The organism is Alteribacillus sp. JSM 102045, assembly GCF_041949975.1.
Lineage (GTDB): Bacteria > Bacillota > Bacilli > Bacillales > Marinococcaceae > Alteribacillus.
The window spans coordinates 1-16,397 of sequence record NZ_JBHFQG010000009.1; the positions used below are offsets into that span (position 1 = coordinate 1).

Consider the following 16,397-nt stretch of genomic DNA (forward strand, 5'->3'; position numbering starts at 1 on the left):
TTGACTTTGTCGATGACATGGAAGCAGGGCTTGTTCGTGTCAACGCTGAAAGTGCCGGCGTAGAACTGCAGGCTCCATTCGGCGGTATGAAGAAATCAAGCTCTCACTCCCGTGAACAAGGGGAAGCAGCTATCGAATTCTTCACTTCTATTAAAACAGTATTTGTAAAAGGCTAAATGATCACAACGAATATAACATTTACTGGGGCCAGCCACCGCACGAGGGTGGCTGGTCCTCAAATAATCGAATAGAGGAGAGGCGCATATGCGGATTGTTCAGTTTTATGAGAAGGATGGAGATCAACTTCACCTTGGCCTTCGTACCTCGCAAGGTCTTTTCGATATTACACAGGCACTGAAAAAATCAAAATATTCTGTTCCTAAAACGGCCGACGAACTTATTGTGGCAGGTGAAAACGGAGAAGCTGCGGTAAAACGAGTTTATGAAGAGAACGGAACCAATTCTTCTTTTTACAAACAAGAAACGGATGTCACCTATGCTCCTTGTGTACTGCAGCCGGAAAAAATCATATGTATTGGATTGAATTATGCTCGGCATGCAGAAGAAAGCGGGATGGATAAACCAAAAGAGCCAATCGTATTTAACAAATATGCCAATGCCCTTGCGGCCCACAAAGAAACAGTAACAATACCAAAAGAAGCAGAAAAAGTCGATTATGAAGCAGAACTGGCTATTGTTATAGGAGACACCGGCCGAAATATTGGAGAGGATGAAGCTTTTCAGTATATGTACGGTTTTGCTGTATCGAACGACGTATCTGCCCGCGATCTGCAATTTAAGTCGCCGCAATGGGTGCTCGGGAAAAGCTGTGATGGCTTTTGTCCATTAGGGCCAGAGCTTGTTACATATGATGAATTGGATAATCCCGCTTCCTTAGCAATTAAAAGCCATGTGAACGGCGAAATCCGCCAAGACTCCAATACTTCCGATATGATTTTTAACTGTGATGAAATTGTCAGCTATGTTTCTCGTTTCATGACGTTAAAACCGGGGGATGTCATTTTAACCGGCACACCAGAAGGCGTCATTATGGGATATCCGGAAAAAGATCAGGTCTGGCTCAAAGACGGTGATGTCGTAAAAGTAGAGATCGAGCAGCTCGGAACGCTCGAAAATACTTTCATAGCTGAATAGGGCAGGAAGATGAAGAGGGTATGAGAAGCTTTTTAACTGTCAGGTACGTAGCCGGTTGTTTATAAGCTCGAAGACAACCGACTACATGCTTGATTAGTTTAATTTACTCCAAACCTGTTGATAAACCGTTTTTAGCGGCACACCGTGAGCTCTTGCAAGCTTTGCACAATCTTCATATTCCGGCGACTGCTCCACCAGCTCCCCGTTGTGAAAAGCCTGTTTTACAGTGATTTCACCCCAGGGAGACGAGACGGTTCGGAAATGCCTTTCTAAGCGGTGCACACTAATCGGATAGCTGCGAATGCCAAACGTTGTTGTTTCGGTAAACAAATAGCTTTTAATAGAAGAAAGCTTTGCTTTTTCACATAACAGCGACAGCATGACCGCTGGACGGTTTTTTTTCATATAAATGGGGGTGTAATATACATCATTGGCTCCCTTTTCAAACAACTCATCCATAAGGTAGCCAAGCATTTCAGCTGTCATATCATCAAGATTCACTTCTACTTTTATCATACCATCATCAATATGTTCATCACGGTGGTTAAAGCTTGTCATGTTTCGTCACTCCTTGTTTGTATTTTAGCATATCTTCAGGCGCAGAAAGCTTTTGAGTGACACAGAATAATTTCAAGAATATTTTAAAAAAGTTATTGATTTCTACCATAAAATCCAATAGAATAGTAACAGTAGTTTAGTAATGAATAAACAAGTATTATAATATAAAACAAAATGAAAGCGTTTTATTTTTTTGTTTTATATTATAAACTAAGTTTTATATTGTAAAATCAATGAGAGGGAGGTGAGGTTTTTTTCAGCGCAGCATAGTGCAAGACCAACGAGAAATTAAGGGAGGTTTTTTACATGAAAAAAAATTGGCTATTACTTTTAACTGTTTTTGTACTTATGTTACTTATAGCTGCTTGCGGCGGTTCCGATGAAGAAGAAGGAAACGAAGAAGCTTCGGCAGACGAGGGCTCAGAAACAGAAGAAACAGAGGGCGATGGATCAGGTGATCTGGAGGATTTCGCCGAAGGATCGGATGAGGATAGTGCTCAAACGCTTCGTATCAGTATCGGGGTAAATGATAAGCATCCAGAATATGAAGGTGCAATGAAATTTAAAGAGCTTGTAGAAGAGCAAACAGATGACTTTAACGTTGAAGTGTATCACTCTGGACAAATTGCTGATGACCGTGCTGCAGTAGAAATGCTTCAGCTTGGATCTCTTGAAATTACAATTCCATCCACTTCTCCAATGGTAAACTTCGTACCGGAATACGGTGTGTTTGACTTGCCATTTACGATGCCAAGTGCTGAAGTAGCAGACCAGGTGCTTGACGGAGAATTTGGAGACAAAATGATGGGCTTGCTTGAAGATCAGGGACTGGTTGGACTTGCATGGTGGGAAAACGGCTTTCGTAATTTGACAAACGATGCGAAGTCAGTAGAATCTATTGATGATTTAGATGGGTTGAAAATTCGTACGATGGAAAATGATATCCATTTAGATGCGTGGGAAGAAATGGGAGCAAACCCGACTCCAATGGCATTTACGGAATTGTTTAGTGCCATGCAGCAAGGGACGGTAGATGGGCAGGAAAACCCATACCCAACGATTGAGCTTGAAAATTACTATGAAGTACAGGACTATCTTTCTGGAACAAACCACGTATACACGCCATTTATTTTCTTGATGGATAAAAACCTTTGGGACAGCTTTGATGAAGAGCAGCAGACTCTTTTGAAAGAAGCTGCAGTAGAAGCTGGAGAATTTAACCGTCAAAGAAGCCGTGAAGTGGCGGAAGAAAGCCTTGAAAACTTAAAAGAAGACATGGAATTCAGTGAAATCAGCGATGAAGAAATGGAACGTTTCCGCGAAGCAGTAGAGCCTGTTATCGAAAAACATAAAGATTCCATCGGCGCTGATATTGTTGATGAGTATCTTGCTGAAATTGAAAAATACGAATAATTTATGCAAAGAGAGAGCTGTTCCAAGCGGTCAGCTCTCTCTTTTGGGTTATAGCACCGATCTTTCGTTCACTTGCTGCCTGGGCGGCGCTATCTATGTCGTGTTCCTCTGAAGTTCGCGATGTTAGCAGAAAGGTTTGGAAAGGTTCTCATCCCTTTATTTCCCATAATAACGTGGCTTTGGCTGGGGGATTCATGAAAATAAGGAATCTCAATAGATCAGCCGCCGCTCCCTTACATTTATTCCTGCTCATCCCGGTATATAAAGTATTTGCTTCCGAAGGTTTTCGGCATATCTTCTTTAATAGCCCGGGTAAAAGAAATAATTAGCATCATCATTATAAAAATCAAAGGAAAACCGCCAACAATACTGGCTGTCTGCAGCGTTTCAAGCCCGCCTAAAAACATGAGCACAAGCGATGGTGTAGCAAGCACAAAAGCCCAGAATAAACGGTTCCACCTCAGCGGTTCATCGTCAATTTCTTTTTGAGTAACCGAAGCTAAAATATAAGAGCCTGAGTCAAAGGTCGTCGCCAAAAAGATGATCGCAAGGATCACGAAAATAGCTACAAATAAACTGCTTGCAGGAAGCTGCGCGATGGTGCCAATAATCGCAGCAGGTGCACCCTGATCATTTAAAACATCAACTACAGAATATTGACCGCTCAGCTGTAAATAAAGACCGAAATTTCCGAGAATCCCAAAGTACAGCGTACAGCCGATGGTTCCGTAAACGAGGGTGCCGACTATCATTTCCCGAATCGTACGCCCTTTGGAAATCCGGGCAACAAACAGTCCGACAAACGGAGCGTACACGAGCCACCAAGCCCAATAAAAGACAGTCCATGCTTCCGGGAATCCTGTTTCTTCAAATTCTCCAATACCAGCAAAAGGCTCTGTCCACATGCTCATTTGAAAAAAGTTATCAGCCAGTCTGCCGATACTGTTAAACATTGTACTTCCAAGAAAAACCGTCGGACCGACAATAAACACAAAGCCAAGCAGTACAAAGGACAGCCACAGGTTAATATTACTTAAAATACGAATCCCTTTACGGAGCCCGCTGTACGAGCTGACTGCAAAAATAATGGTACCTAGCACAAGCACCACTGTATTTAAAGCCATATTTGGCTCGATACCGGTGAAATAGTTTACACCTTCTGCGATCAGAGGCGTGGCAAGAGCCATCGTAGTACCGGCTCCGCCGAGAAGGCCAAACATAAATAACACGTCGACGATCGTCCCAACAGGACCATCCGCATATTTTTTCAATACAGGACGGCAGGCTTCGCTGATTTTTAATACCGGACGCTTTCGCACATAATAAAAATAAGCAATCGGCAGGGCAGGTAAACAGTAAATCGACCAGGCAATCGGTCCCCAGTGGAAAATGCCGTAGGTTGTCGCCCATTCTACAGCTTCCGCTGACTCTGGTTCCAGCCCGAACGGAGGTCCTGTATAATAGTAAGCCCACTCGATTGTCCCCCAATAAAGGACACTTGACCCGATTCCTGCTGCAAAAAGCATGGCAGCCCAAGTTAATGTATTAAATTCCGGCTGTACCCCCCGGCTTCCGAGAACAATCCTGCCATAGCGGCTGAAAGCTATATAAAGTAAAAAAATAAATAGTATCATCCCTATTAATAAGTAAAGAACACCAAAATTTTCTGTAATAAACGTGTTGGCTGAGGTAACTACTGCTTCTCCATAATCAGGAATGAGGACCAGCGGCGCCGCAATGACGATTAATAAAAACAAAGCTCCAAAAAACGTCGGCCAATCCATAATATTCTTATTCATACGAAATCTCCTCATTTTTTGTTAAAATATGTCGAAAAAAAGTTCTTCTTATTTACTTTATCATTAAAGTTTCCCCTGGCAACCGCTGTAATATGTGACGTTATGGCATAATAAAGGAAGAAAGAGGAGCAGCTGCTTTTAAAGAAAATAAGTGAAGAAATACTCCTTGTTTTAGGGCAAAACCTGTATTTTCAGCAGGAAATGAACGGAAAGATGTGGAATGAATGATATAGAAAAAGGAGAGGGCGGACATGCGATTAATCCATAAAGATTATGTTCGGAAAGAGTTTGTAGATTATAATAAACATATGAACGATGGAGCCTATTTTAATGTATTCAGCTCAGCAGGTGCGCAATTTACTAACTCATTAGGACTGGATGAGAAAGGCCGGGAGCGTTACGGAGTTACTATTTTTACATTAGAAACCCATGTCGTTTACGTGAAAGAAATTTTAGAAGGAAAGACATTTAATGTGTATGGAAGGCTCCTTGATTATGATGATAAACGCCTCCATGTTTTTCTTGAAATGAGAAATGAGGACGAAGAGAAACTGGCAACGTGTGAAATTATGCTGATGGCAATTAATCAAAAAGAACGAAGGGCTGGACGGTTTCCAGACGAAGTGCTTGCATCGGTTCGTGAAGCAGCAGCGGAAAGTGAGGGTGAAGATTGGCCGCAGGAAGCAGGCCGGCGTGTCGGTATCCGCAGTAAAAAAGAAAAACAGTAAAAGCAGGGCGGGCTTTGCTCGTCTTTTTCCTTGGCTTGTTGGTATAGACAACTATATGATTAATTTGTTATTATAAAGGTAAATAGGTATAGACCAATGGGGGGCACCAAGAGGAGTGGTAAAGTGACGAAGTCTTTTTTACTTCGAGATGTTAAAGTGATAAATCCAACGCAGACATTAGAGCACGCATATATTGTCGTAAAGGACGGAAAAATTGCGGCGATGGGCGAAAATGAAAACTTCGAACGGGATTTCAGCAAGAATGAATGGCACAGCTTAAAAGAGATAAAAATAGAGCCGGATACTGTGTTAGTACCGGGAATGATTGATGTGCATATACACGGAACGAACAATGCCGATACGATGGATGCGACGCCTGAAGCATTAACAGCAATTGCCAAATCACTTCCATCAGAAGGCACAACTTCTTTTCTTGCAACCACCTTAACGCAAAGTGAAGCTGCTATCACGAACGCGTTAAAAAACGCAGCTGCTTATGCAGAAGGAGAGCAGCCGTCTGACCGGGCAGAAATGATAGGTGTGCATTTGGAAGGGCCATTTTTTACCGCAGAAAAAGCAGGAGCTCAGCCAAAAGAGCATTTATGTGAAGCAGATATGGAGCAGTTTAAAAAGTGGCAGGAAGCGGCAAAAGGGTTAATAAAGTGGGTATCGCTGGCCCCTGAAAAAGACCCGTATTTTCAACTTATACGTTATTTGAAAGACACAGGAGTCATAGCATCAGCAGCTCATTCCAACGCTTCTAGTGAAGAGGTAGAAAAAGCTATTGACCATGGACTCACACATGTCACTCATTTATTTAATGGGATGAGCGGACTTCACCACCGGGAGCCGGGGCTTGCGGCCGCCGCTCTTACCCGGCATGAACTGACCAATGAAATCATAGCAGACGGCGTTCATGTGCACCCAGCTATGGTTAACTTGGCTTACCAGATGAAGGGTCCTTTTGGCCTTTTAATGATTACGGATTCCATCCGCGCAAAATGTTTGCAAAACGGAGAATACGATTTGGGCGGACAAACTGTCACGGTCGAAGGTAACCGTCCGTATTTACCGGATGGAACCATTGCTGGCAGCGTATTAAAAATGAACGAAGCGATGAAAAATATTTTAGCTTATACCGGATGCCGATTTGAAGAAGCAGTAGCGATGACATCCTGGAATGCTGCCTGCAAGTTAGGCACTAAAGACAGGAAAGGTAATATCGCGGTCGATAAAGACGCCGATTTTGTCCAGCTTGGCCATGACCAAGAGGTTATTCGAACATGGTGCCGCGGAACGCTGGCATACGAGAAGGAAGCTTAACCATCGAAGGAGGTGAAAGGAATGGAAATTATTCGCGTAAACAATTACGAAGAAATGAGTGAAAAAGGAGCAGAATTGCTGGTGAGAGAAGTAAGAAATCATCCCGAGATCGTACTGGGCCTTGCCACAGGTGGAACACCGGAAGGAACGTACAAAATATTTATCGAAAAAGCGAAAGCCGCAAGCCTTGATCTTTCCCATATAACGACATTTAATCTCGATGAATACGAAGGCCTCACTCCGGAGCATCCGAACAGCTATCATGCTTACATGAAAGAACATTTATTTTCACCGCTGCAGCTGAAAGAGGCACAAATTCACCTGCCTAAAGGCAATGCTGCGGATTTGGAGGCAGAGGCTGAACGATATGAACAGCTGATTCAAGAACACGGCAGCATTGATCTACAGCTGCTTGGCATTGGCGAGAACGGCCACATCGGTTTTAACGAACCTGGCACGCCTCTTGACTCCCGTACTCATATCGTAGAACTGAAGGAATCGACGAGAAAAGCGAATGCCCGCTATTTTGAAAGAAAAAGCCATGTCCCTAAACGTGGCGTTACGATGGGAATTGCTTCTATTATGGACAGCCTCCGTATTGTGCTGCTTGCTTCGGGTGAGCGTAAAAAACAAGCTATGAAAACACTGTTAGAAGGCAAAATCAGTGAAACATTTCCTGCATCCATTTTAAAACGGCATCCGTATGTTACAATCATAGCGGATGAAAAAGCGCTTTCTGATGTTTCGGAAAACGAATTGAAAAAATACGATGACCCTACACGATATGTCCCTTAACGGGTGGGAAAAAAGAGGTGGAAACCGGATGATTGACAAGAGTTCACCGCTGCCGATTTATTATCAAATCCAAGAAATGATTCGAAAAAAAATGGACGCTGGAGAATGGCAGCCAGGAGATATGCTTCCATCTGAACGCATATTTGCAGAAGAATTTGAAGTGAGCCGTATGACGGTGAGGCAAGCCATTACAGAACTTGTCAATGAGGGACTGTTACGGCGCGAAAAAGGAAAAGGAACGTTTGTAGCCGAAAAAAAACTAGAACAAACGCTGCAAGGTTTAACAAGTTTTACCGAAGATATGAAAGCACGCGGGTTCGAACCAGGTAATATCCTGAATTACTTTCGTGTTTCAGAAGCAAACAGTGATACAGCCAAAGCATTGAATATGAAAGCTGGAGAAAAAGTATACGAAATGCAGCGTATCCGTCTTGCTGATAAAGAACCGATGGCCCTGGAAACGACTTTTATTCATGCAGACTTGATTAAAGGCCTCTCCGAAAAGGTTGCTGGAAAATCGCTGTACAGCTATATCGAAAACGAACAGAATCTGAAAATAGGTTTTGCCAACCAAACCTTAGAATCTGCGATTGCAGCAGAAAAAGAAGCAGAGCTTCTTGGTATTCAAGCCGGCGACCCTATATTATGGATCTCGCGCATGACTCATCTGCAAGATGGAACACCGTTTGAGTACGTCAAATCTGCTTATCGAGGCGACCGCTATAAATTCAGCATCCACATGCCGCGAGACGGACGCTGATGTATTCTTGCAAACGAGTTAGGAGAGAGAAACGGTCCTATGTTTAATAATTATTTTCATGAAATCAAACGTTTGATCAATGAAGTGGAAAAACAAGAAGCAAGGACCATTCAAAAAGCAGCAGAAACAACAGCTGAAAAAGTGGCAGCAGGCGGATTGCTTTATGTGTTTGGCTGCGGCCATTCTCATATGATGGCAGAAGAGCTTTTTTACCGCGCTGGCGGTCTTGTCCCAGTCTACCCGATTCTTGAAGAGAATCTCATGCTTCATAAGGGGCCGGTTCACTCCTCTCAGCTTGAGCGGCAGTCCGGCTATGCGCATTCGTTTATAGAAGAACTCCCTGTAAACGAAAAAGATGTCCTGCTTGTTGTATCAACTTCCGGAAGAAACGGTGTACCGGTCGATGCGGCCCTCCTTGGAAAACAAAAAGGCTGTACCGTTATTGGATTAACCTCAAAAACCTATGCATCATCCCAGCCGTCAAGACATGAAACCGGCAAACATCTTCATGACACTGCAGACCTCATTCTCGATAACCATATCCCAAAAGGAGACGCCCTGCTCCAGGCAGAAACCGAGCCAGAACTCCGCTTCGCCCCAGGCTCCTCGCTGATAAACATCGCTATCCTGCAGGGAATGATGGCCGAAGTGGTCCATCTCCTTGAACAAAAACAAATCGAACTGCCAATCTTTAAAAGCGCGAACATCGAAGGCAGCGACGAACACAACCGAAAAATGGTCGATAAATATAAAAATCAGATACCGCTGTTAAAGAGCTGAACTCTCATCGAGCCAGCTCTTTTTTGTTGTTTAGGAAATTATGTTTTTACAAGTTGTGGATAACTATCTTCATATTGTTTGATCCGCGTCTAGCTTCAGCGCCCAGCCTCTCGGAGGCCCAAGACGGTTTAAGGAACTTTTGCTAGAATCGGGAACATCGTGTTCGCAACGCAAAAGTCAGCACATCCTGTGCAAGCCAGTTCGACGTTGTCACAGGACGTGACGTTCTTAGTCGAACATCCTTTAGGACCCTTCTGCTAAAGACGCACACGTCGACGCACAGGACGTGCTAATGTCGCCAATGCCACAGGACGTGGCGTTTTTGGCGACGAAAGTGCAACGCAGAAGTCACCACATCCTGTGGAAGTAAGAGCGCCTTTCATGACTGAAGAACATTTACCTGTCGAGGCTGATCAGGGCGCTTGCGCTTTTGTTCTGATGTGTAGTGCAGGCGGGGGGAGGTGAAGCAGGGCAAAAATGGCGATCAGTCATGAGAGATTAAGTGAATAAGACCATTGCAACGTTACTATAAATCGTGTACCTTAATGTTAACCTATTAAAATAACAAGTTTACATATGAGGTGCACAAAATGACGTATAATATGACTCCAAACCGTGGAGATTCAAAACCATTTTTTTCCCTAACCTCTTCTGCTTTTTTTGAAAACCCTTATCCTTTTTATGATAGACTACGCTCTATTAATCCTTTATACAAAGGAAATTTATTGAAGAATTCAGGATGGTATGTAACTGGCTATGAAGAAGCGGCAGCAATTCTTAAAGATACGAGGTTTCAAAATCGTATCCCACTTCCTGATACCTCAAAAAAGTATAAACTTCTTAAAAATATTCAAAAAGACATGATGGTATTTAAAAATCCACCGGATCATAAACGATTACGTTTTCTAGTTAGTAAAGCTTTTACGCCAAAGGTTATTGAAAGTTATCGTACTTACATAGAAGAAGCTGCTCTTGACTTACTATACGGCGTACAAAACAGAAAGAGGATAGACGTTGTTTCAGATTTTGCTTTTCCTTTAGCTAGTCTTGTTATAGCTAAAATATTAGGAGTACCAGCAAAGGATCGTTATTTATTTAGAGAATGGTCTATTATCTTACTGCAAACGATTGACTTTACTAGATCAGAAAGGTTATTACAAAAAGGCAATGACACAGTAACTATATTGATTGATTACTTCCAATCACTAATTAAAAAAAGAAAACTAAATCCTCAAAGTGATCTTATCAGTCTTTTAATAAAAGAAGAGGATAAATTAAGCGATGAAGAATTACTATCAACTTCCATTTTACTTCTTATTGCTGGTCATGAAACCACGGTAAATCTTATTAGCAACTCTATTTTTGCGTTATTAAATCATCCAAATCAGCTTAAGAAGTTAAAGGAATACCCATCATTAGCAGGAAGAGCAGTGGAGGAAGTCTTACGTTATGAAAGCCCAACACAAATGATAGCTCGATATGCCTCAGAAACCACCGAAATCAATGAAAAAACGATTGAAAAAGGGGACCAGGTATACATTCTTTTAGGTGCTGCTAATCGTGATTCGAAAAAGTTCCTTGCTCCGAATAAGCTTGATATAACAAGAAAACCTAATCCCCACCTTGCTTTTGGAAATGGGGTTCATTTTTGTTTAGGTGCTCCATTAGCACGTATGGAAACTCAAATTGCCATTCGAATTCTCGTGCAAAGATTACCTGGTCATCAAACGAATACTCCTACGTTGCAATGGAGAAAACTTATAGGTTTTAGGTCATTAGAAGAACTAACAATTACTGTTAACTAACGTCCTATACTTCTTCATTTCTGCACCTTAAACTTACCCAAAAATCAGTTGATAAATCACTACCTATAAGTGTGACAAAAATATGTGGGGTCTGGCCCCAAAATAGGAGGCCAGACCCCAAAAATTTATGATTTATCTTCTGGTTTCTTTCGCCGCATCGCATCAGCAACAAATTCCACATCGGTACCGACAATAATCTGCAAGTCAGTGCTGTTTAGTTTCATTACTCCGCGGGCGCCGTTTCGTTTCATTCGTTCTTCATCAATTTTTTCCATATCATTTACTTTCAAACGAAGACGGGTGACGCAGTTATCAATGCTGTAGATGTTTTCATATCCGCCTAGCGCTGCGACGTATTGATTCCCGATCGCTTCATACTTGTCACCGCCTGCATTCGTATTTGTCATATCTTCTTCGTCTTCGCGACCCGGTGTTTTCAAATCAAGCCCTTTGATCGCTGCATAGAAGACAATATAGTAAACGGCAGCAAACACGAGGCCGATTCCTGCTAATAAGAGCGGCTTTGTGGCTATATTGTAATTTAGGAAGAAGTCAATCGCTCCTGCTGAAAACCCAAAGCCGTGCAAGGTGCCGGCGAAATAGGTGACGACCATCGATGCAGCCGTTAAGGCAGCATGAATCACATAGAGCAGTGGAGATAAGAACATAAATGTAAACTCAATAGGTTCGGTAATCCCTGTAAGAAAAGAAGTAAACGCAAGACCGCCGAGCAGGCCGGCCACCTGAGCACGGCGTTCAGGTTTGGCAGCCATAATCATGGCAAGACAAGCAGCCGGAAGGCCAAACATCATTACCGGGAAGAAACCGGCCATGAAAATTCCAGCGGTTGGATCGCCTGCAAAGAAGCGATTAAGATCCCCTGTTGCTCCTTCAAATGAACCAAACTCAAACCAAACGAGACTATTTAAAACGTGGTGAAGACCGATTGGAATAAGCAGACGGTTTAAAAAGCCGTATGCACCGACTCCAACGGCTCCTGCATCAATAATCCACTGGCCGATTCCGTCAATACCCGCTTGAATAGGAGGCCAGATAAATCCGAAAATCCCGGCCAAAATGACCATAGAACCAGCTGTTACAATAGGGACAAACCGCCTTCCCCCAAAGAAGCCGAGCCAATTTGGAAGCTTAACCGCGTGGAAACGGTTATATAAAAGTCCTGCGATAATCCCGGATAGGATACCGCCAAGAAAAGCCATATCAATTTCTTCATTTACAGCAGTTGTACCTTCCTGCAGAACTAAAAAACCGATCGCCCCGGCAAGACCAGCTGCCCCGTTTCCATCTCGTGATAAACCGATTGCTACGCCAATAGCAAAAATAAGCGGTAAATGATCAAATAAGGCCGCCCCTGCTGCTGCCATAAAAGGAATATCTAAAAAGTCGTCTTGCCCCAAACGAAGCAATAATGCTGCAGCAGGGAGAGTGGCGATTGGAAGCATTAAAGCTTTACCAATCTTTTGTAAAAAACTTAGCATGTTGAGCCCCCCTTGAATAATAGAATGGAAGTGTTGACGTAAGCGATTTCAACTATAAAAATATGATATTAATACTAATAGCATTATAGCACTATTACATATAGTTGTCTATACCACTAGAACACTAAAATGAAAAATTTCATGTTTATAAAATAGTGAGATTCGGAAATACATAGATAGCCCCCCCTTTTTCTTATAGCAAGAAGTGTTATAATAAAATCTAGGATGGAAAAAAGAATGTTTCTGTCTTAAAATAAAGGAATGGCGATTTATGGAAAAAACGTCTGTACAAGCTGAAATAGCCAGCTATACCGGAAAACTCTTAAGGGATAATTTTGGAAAAGGTCCCTCATCGGTTTACGTTTCTATTAAAAAGCCTTTTGTGACCATTCATTTGAGAGATTTTTTGGCACCTATGGAACGAGTGCTTGTCTCACAAGGGAAAACCATGAAAGTGGAAGAAACGAGAGACATTCTCATGCATGAACTTCTTCCAGAAATCAAAGCAACCTTAAAGGTGAGTGCAGATTTATCTGTAAGGGAAATGTATTATGATTGGTCCCTTCAGAACCGTACAGGCATCTTAATCGGCCTAATAGGTGAAGAAGAGGACGAAGATATATTAGAAGATTATGCTGGAAAAGAAGCGATCCACAATGAAATTGCCCGCGTGAGCAAGCAGGCCGAGAAGTTACCTGAGTATGTCGATTCTTGTTTGCTTAATGATAGGACTCTTATTATTGCGCGAACCGGAATTTTAGTTCGAATTGAAAAAGAATTAATCCGTTCTGGGTATGAAGAAGAGCTTAAATTAACGAAAAGACATCTAGAAAAAAGGCTGCTGCATGCTAGTAATTTTGCGACAATTCTTCAAACAAATGTAGCTGACATATTTGTGGATTGGGACTTTAAACTAGATAAGAGCTATATCATTATTATATTACAACCGAATAATAACTAAGGTAGTAATGAGCCGGACAAAATAGAGCTGGACATAAGCCGAAAGGAATGAGAGAAAACATTCTTTTCGGCTTTTTTTGCTCTTGCAAAGGCTTTATTTTCCTAAATCGCTAAAAAATACATGTAGGGGGAACGAAACTGTGAAATTTCTTATTGATCATACGACACAAAAAATACACCGCACCCCCTTTGCAGGGGATGCCTGCGAGCTACGTACGACTCCTCTTGAACAAAGAGAAGGTTCTCACGATGAGAATTATGTGAATAAGTTAGTAGAGGAGAAGAAATATCAAAAGTGCGGCCATTGTTATGACTAAAAATCTGCGCCTCTTAAGAGAGGCAGATCTTTTGAATACGAAAAACACCCCTCACTGGAACTATAAAAAGGTCAACCAGAAATATCTGGCTGACCTTATAATACGAACGCATCCCTTGTCCGTTCACCTCATACAGCTGGTTAAAGCCTATTTTACCGGGTGGTTAATGGGATTTCTTCATAGCGTTCCGGATCCTCGTCGTAGACGCTTCCGTCCGTCATCCCGTCAAGGACGGCATAAAGGCCGGTTTCTACTGTTTTTACAAGCTGCCCGCGTTTTTTCTGTCCGAAGCTGTGCGTTTGTCCTCTGACTTCAAACAGAACCGTTCCGCTTCCGTTTAAAGCAAAGCTGCCAAGCGCTGTTCCGGGCAGATCAAGGCCTTGAGGGTAGAGAGTGATATTGTTAAAAGGCGAGTTTCCTTGCTGCAGCCGATCATAGATGGCGACGTTTAACTGACGGGAGAAGTCATAATTGTAATTATCGGCGTAGCTGCTGTATTTCGATCCTGCTTCACTGTTTGGGTCAGGAACGAATTGAGCGGATATCGACATCGTTACATCTCGGTCAGTATCACCGACTTTATAATGTGGTCCTTGGTGGTGAAGATCGATGAAGGTGTCTACGTTACCGAACTCTTCCTGCAAATCAATGTAAAGATCGCGTATGGTCTGGGATTCCGGATGGATGTACCAGCCAGGTTCACTAGAACTCCCAGGGAAATCCTCGGGCTTAGGTTCATATTGTAAATCTGGATTAAAATCACGGTTCACATCAAATCCCGGATTGTCGCTATAATCATCGCCCTGCAAGGTTCCTGTGTAGTAATTCCAGGAAGGAGAAGCACCTTCTAGCTGCGGAAAATCATCTACAACTTCCTCCCAGGAACGATCATTTCCGCGGCGGTCCAATTCGGAAGCATCCGGGTTCATTTTCGGCACAGCAACAAGGGTCAGCTCTTCACGAATCGCTTCCGCATGTTTGGAACCGCTTGATCCTAGATACTGAAGAATATTGAGCAGGGCATCCGTACCTGTTTTTTCGTTACCGTGAATCTCACTTTCTACCAGCACGACTTTGTCGCCATTTCCTACCCGGGCGCTGTAAATATCACGGCCTTGATTGGATTGGCCGATGACTTCAACTTCCACACGTCCCTGGCTTGTTTGTTCGATTTTTTCAAGGCGTTGTTCCATTTCTTCATAATCCACAAATCCATCAATTTTATATTCCTGCTGCGGCGGGGTGCCAGGGGAGTTTTCCGATTGATCAGCGCTTACGGCAAATGGCTGAAAAATAAGAGCGCCAGCTAACACACTCATTCCCGCTATGCTTTTCCACTTTTTCACTGCTTTTCACCCTTTCTTTATTCTGATTTATATCCTTGGGTTTGGAGCTCATCCCAGAAAGAGGTGTCCGCTTCTTCTATGTCTCCATCTGCAATTGCTGTAATCGCAGCTTCCATTGCTGTTTTAGCTTGTTGAATAAGATAGCCGTTACTTTTTTGGCCAAGCACGTAATCTTCATATTCATGGTCTGTCATCCCGCGCATTTCAAATAAAAGGGTGGCAATGTCATATTCATAAGCGAGGCCGTTCCGAGCGATTGTGTTGGCTGTGCCGCCATTGTATTTTCCTAACAAGCCGTATCCTTTCGACTCGACAGCATCATACACGACAGAACCAAGCTGTTTGGACATTTCCCGAACGTCTTCATCTGCGTTATCATTGGTAGGGTACAGAATCGAACCAGACACATATTCATCTTCAATCGCACTTTGAGTGCCCTGATGATGAAAATCAATCAGGTAATCAATGTCGTATTGCTGCAGCACCTCTTCATGGAAAGCCTTCGTCTCTGGTTCCTCAAGGGTAGTATGATCACGGTTTAAATCCACTTCGTTTGCATTATAGCGGGTCGCCTGGCCGCCTCCTACATAATGGGAAATGTCAAAGTTCACATCCCCCTCGGCGCCATCCACATTTAAACGCGGAACGATTAAAATGTTCACCTCTTCTGCCCAATCTTTCACCTGCTGGCTGTTCGTGCTGAGTTTTTTCGCTATTTCAAGTGCACCTTCTGTAGTCATCGCTTCATTTCCGTGCTGCTGTGTTAAAAACAGAACCGTAGGGTTGTCCGGATTTTCTCCAAACGAAACAAGATGAAGGTCACGCCCCTTTACAGACTGGCCAAAAACATCTACCTCCAATAAATCAGACTGGCTGTCATACCGCTCTAGCTGTGTTTTCATTTCTTTATAACTGGTGAGGCGTTCATTCACAACTTTCCCATTGCCTGGATTGGGTCCTTCTCCCACCGCTTCTGTCACCGAGCCAGCAACTGGCGACAGCAGGAGAGCTGCTGCAAAAACAGCTGACATTCCCGTAGATAATCTCTTTTTTGACATAAAAATTCCTCCTTTTTCCAAATATAGTTTTATCATTCAACTTATTCCTTGCTATTTCCTAGGAGAAAAAGAAAAACCAACAAATGGTCTTAGTACTTAAA

Annotated in this window: 16 protein-coding genes; 11 read left to right on the forward strand and 5 right to left on the reverse strand. The window is 42.8% G+C overall.

Going from position 1 to position 16,397, the window contains the following annotated elements:
• Window positions 1-176 (forward strand): aldehyde dehydrogenase family protein (locus ACE1TI_RS08200; protein WP_375007211.1); only part of this gene is annotated, 176 nt, incomplete at its 5' end.
• Between the two features lie 88 nt (window positions 177-264).
• Window positions 265-1,155 (forward strand): fumarylacetoacetate hydrolase family protein, encoded by an 891-nt coding sequence (locus ACE1TI_RS08205; protein WP_375007099.1) that lies wholly within the window; start codon window positions 265-267, stop codon window positions 1,153-1,155.
• Window positions 1,156-1,248: 93 nt separating this feature from the next.
• On the opposite strand, the gene larC2 is transcribed toward ACE1TI_RS08205, so the two are convergent.
• Window positions 1,249-1,713, reverse strand: a complete 465-nt coding sequence (gene larC2 / locus ACE1TI_RS08210) for a nickel pincer cofactor biosynthesis protein LarC2 (protein ID WP_375007100.1) — start codon at window positions 1,711-1,713, stop codon at window positions 1,249-1,251.
• 306 nt (window positions 1,714-2,019) lie between these two features.
• Between larC2 and ACE1TI_RS08215 the strand changes: the two genes are divergently transcribed.
• Window positions 2,020-3,126, forward strand: a complete 1,107-nt coding sequence (locus ACE1TI_RS08215) for a TRAP transporter substrate-binding protein (protein ID WP_375007101.1) — start codon at window positions 2,020-2,022, stop codon at window positions 3,124-3,126.
• A 239-nt stretch (window positions 3,127-3,365) separates the two neighbouring features.
• On the opposite strand, the gene ACE1TI_RS08220 is transcribed toward ACE1TI_RS08215, so the two are convergent.
• Complete coding sequence (locus ACE1TI_RS08220) at window positions 3,366-4,925, reverse strand: BCCT family transporter (protein ID WP_375007102.1); 1,560 nt, start codon at window positions 4,923-4,925, stop codon at window positions 3,366-3,368.
• A 251-nt stretch (window positions 4,926-5,176) separates the two neighbouring features.
• On the opposite strand from ACE1TI_RS08220, the gene ACE1TI_RS08225 reads away from it, so the two are divergent.
• The 6 genes from ACE1TI_RS08225 to ACE1TI_RS08250 all read left to right on the forward strand — a co-directional run bounded on the left by ACE1TI_RS08225 (window position 5,177) and on the right by ACE1TI_RS08250 (window position 11,116).
• Window positions 5,177-5,653 carry a thioesterase family protein gene (locus tag ACE1TI_RS08225; protein WP_375007103.1) on the forward strand — a complete coding sequence of 159 codons (477 nt, stop codon included), beginning with the start codon at window positions 5,177-5,179 and terminating at the stop codon, window positions 5,651-5,653.
• Window positions 5,654-5,776: 123 nt separating this feature from the next.
• Complete coding sequence (gene nagA / locus ACE1TI_RS08230; RefSeq protein WP_375007104.1) at window positions 5,777-6,976, forward strand: N-acetylglucosamine-6-phosphate deacetylase; 1,200 nt, start codon at window positions 5,777-5,779, stop codon at window positions 6,974-6,976.
• Window positions 6,977-6,997: 21 nt separating this feature from the next.
• Window positions 6,998-7,771, forward strand: coding sequence for a glucosamine-6-phosphate deaminase (gene nagB / locus ACE1TI_RS08235; protein ID WP_375007105.1), 774 nt, complete (start codon window positions 6,998-7,000; stop codon window positions 7,769-7,771).
• Window positions 7,772-7,799: 28 nt separating this feature from the next.
• Entirely contained in the window at window positions 7,800-8,531 is a 732-nt protein-coding gene (locus tag ACE1TI_RS08240) for a GntR family transcriptional regulator (RefSeq protein ID WP_375007106.1), read from the forward strand.
• 39 nt (window positions 8,532-8,570) lie between these two features.
• A complete protein-coding gene (locus ACE1TI_RS08245; RefSeq protein ID WP_375007107.1) occupies window positions 8,571-9,311 on the forward strand; it encodes an SIS domain-containing protein in 741 nt (246 codons plus the stop codon).
• A gap of 590 nt (window positions 9,312-9,901) precedes the next feature.
• Window positions 9,902-11,116, forward strand: coding sequence for a cytochrome P450 (locus tag ACE1TI_RS08250; RefSeq protein ID WP_375007108.1), 1,215 nt, complete (start codon window positions 9,902-9,904; stop codon window positions 11,114-11,116).
• Window positions 11,117-11,241: 125 nt separating this feature from the next.
• Here the strand turns inward: ACE1TI_RS08250 and nagE are convergent, their stop codons facing one another.
• Window positions 11,242-12,615, reverse strand: a complete 1,374-nt coding sequence (gene nagE, locus ACE1TI_RS08255; RefSeq protein ID WP_375007109.1) for an N-acetylglucosamine-specific PTS transporter subunit IIBC — start codon at window positions 12,613-12,615, stop codon at window positions 11,242-11,244.
• Window positions 12,616-12,886: 271 nt separating this feature from the next.
• Between nagE and ACE1TI_RS08260 the strand changes: the two genes are divergently transcribed.
• Together ACE1TI_RS08260 and ACE1TI_RS08265 are read left to right on the forward strand one after the other, a co-directional pair.
• The gene (locus ACE1TI_RS08260; RefSeq protein WP_375007110.1) at window positions 12,887-13,576 is read left to right on the forward strand and encodes a Na-translocating system protein MpsC family protein; all 690 of its coding nucleotides are present in this window, start codon (window positions 12,887-12,889) and stop codon (window positions 13,574-13,576) included.
• A 139-nt stretch (window positions 13,577-13,715) separates the two neighbouring features.
• On the forward strand, window positions 13,716-13,892 hold the full coding sequence (locus tag ACE1TI_RS08265; protein ID WP_375007111.1) for a hypothetical protein: 177 nt from the start codon (window positions 13,716-13,718) through the stop codon (window positions 13,890-13,892).
• Window positions 13,893-14,044: 152 nt separating this feature from the next.
• Here the strand turns inward: ACE1TI_RS08265 and ACE1TI_RS08270 are convergent, their stop codons facing one another.
• Window positions 14,045-15,238: a M14 family zinc carboxypeptidase gene (locus ACE1TI_RS08270; RefSeq protein ID WP_375007112.1), complete on the reverse strand. Its 1,194-nt coding sequence runs from the start codon at window positions 15,236-15,238 to the stop codon at window positions 14,045-14,047.
• A 17-nt stretch (window positions 15,239-15,255) separates the two neighbouring features.
• Entirely contained in the window at window positions 15,256-16,296 is a 1,041-nt protein-coding gene (locus ACE1TI_RS08275; RefSeq protein WP_375007113.1) for a M14 family zinc carboxypeptidase, read from the reverse strand.
• Window positions 16,297-16,397: the final 101 nt, after the last annotated feature.

Excerpts from the sequence above, each read along its gene's own strand:
- ACE1TI_RS08205 (WP_375007099.1), top strand. The coding sequence starts at position 265 with ATGCGGATTGTTCAGTTTTATGAGAAGGATGGAGATCAACTTCACCTT.
- larC2 (WP_375007100.1), bottom strand. The coding sequence starts at position 1,713 with ATGACAAGCTTTAACCACCGTGATGAACATATTGATGATGGTATGATA.
- ACE1TI_RS08215 (WP_375007101.1), top strand. The coding sequence starts at position 2,020 with ATGAAAAAAAATTGGCTATTACTTTTAACTGTTTTTGTACTTATGTTA.
- ACE1TI_RS08220 (WP_375007102.1), bottom strand. The coding sequence starts at position 4,925 with ATGAATAAGAATATTATGGATTGGCCGACGTTTTTTGGAGCTTTGTTT.
- ACE1TI_RS08225 (WP_375007103.1), top strand. The coding sequence starts at position 5,177 with ATGCGATTAATCCATAAAGATTATGTTCGGAAAGAGTTTGTAGATTAT.
- nagB (WP_375007105.1), top strand. The coding sequence starts at position 6,998 with ATGGAAATTATTCGCGTAAACAATTACGAAGAAATGAGTGAAAAAGGA.
- ACE1TI_RS08240 (WP_375007106.1), top strand. The coding sequence starts at position 7,800 with ATGATTGACAAGAGTTCACCGCTGCCGATTTATTATCAAATCCAAGAA.
- ACE1TI_RS08245 (WP_375007107.1), top strand. The coding sequence starts at position 8,571 with ATGTTTAATAATTATTTTCATGAAATCAAACGTTTGATCAATGAAGTG.
- ACE1TI_RS08250 (WP_375007108.1), top strand. The coding sequence starts at position 9,902 with ATGACGTATAATATGACTCCAAACCGTGGAGATTCAAAACCATTTTTT.
- nagE (WP_375007109.1), bottom strand. The coding sequence starts at position 12,615 with ATGCTAAGTTTTTTACAAAAGATTGGTAAAGCTTTAATGCTTCCAATC.
- ACE1TI_RS08260 (WP_375007110.1), top strand. The coding sequence starts at position 12,887 with ATGGAAAAAACGTCTGTACAAGCTGAAATAGCCAGCTATACCGGAAAA.
- ACE1TI_RS08275 (WP_375007113.1), bottom strand. The coding sequence starts at position 16,296 with ATGTCAAAAAAGAGATTATCTACGGGAATGTCAGCTGTTTTTGCAGCA.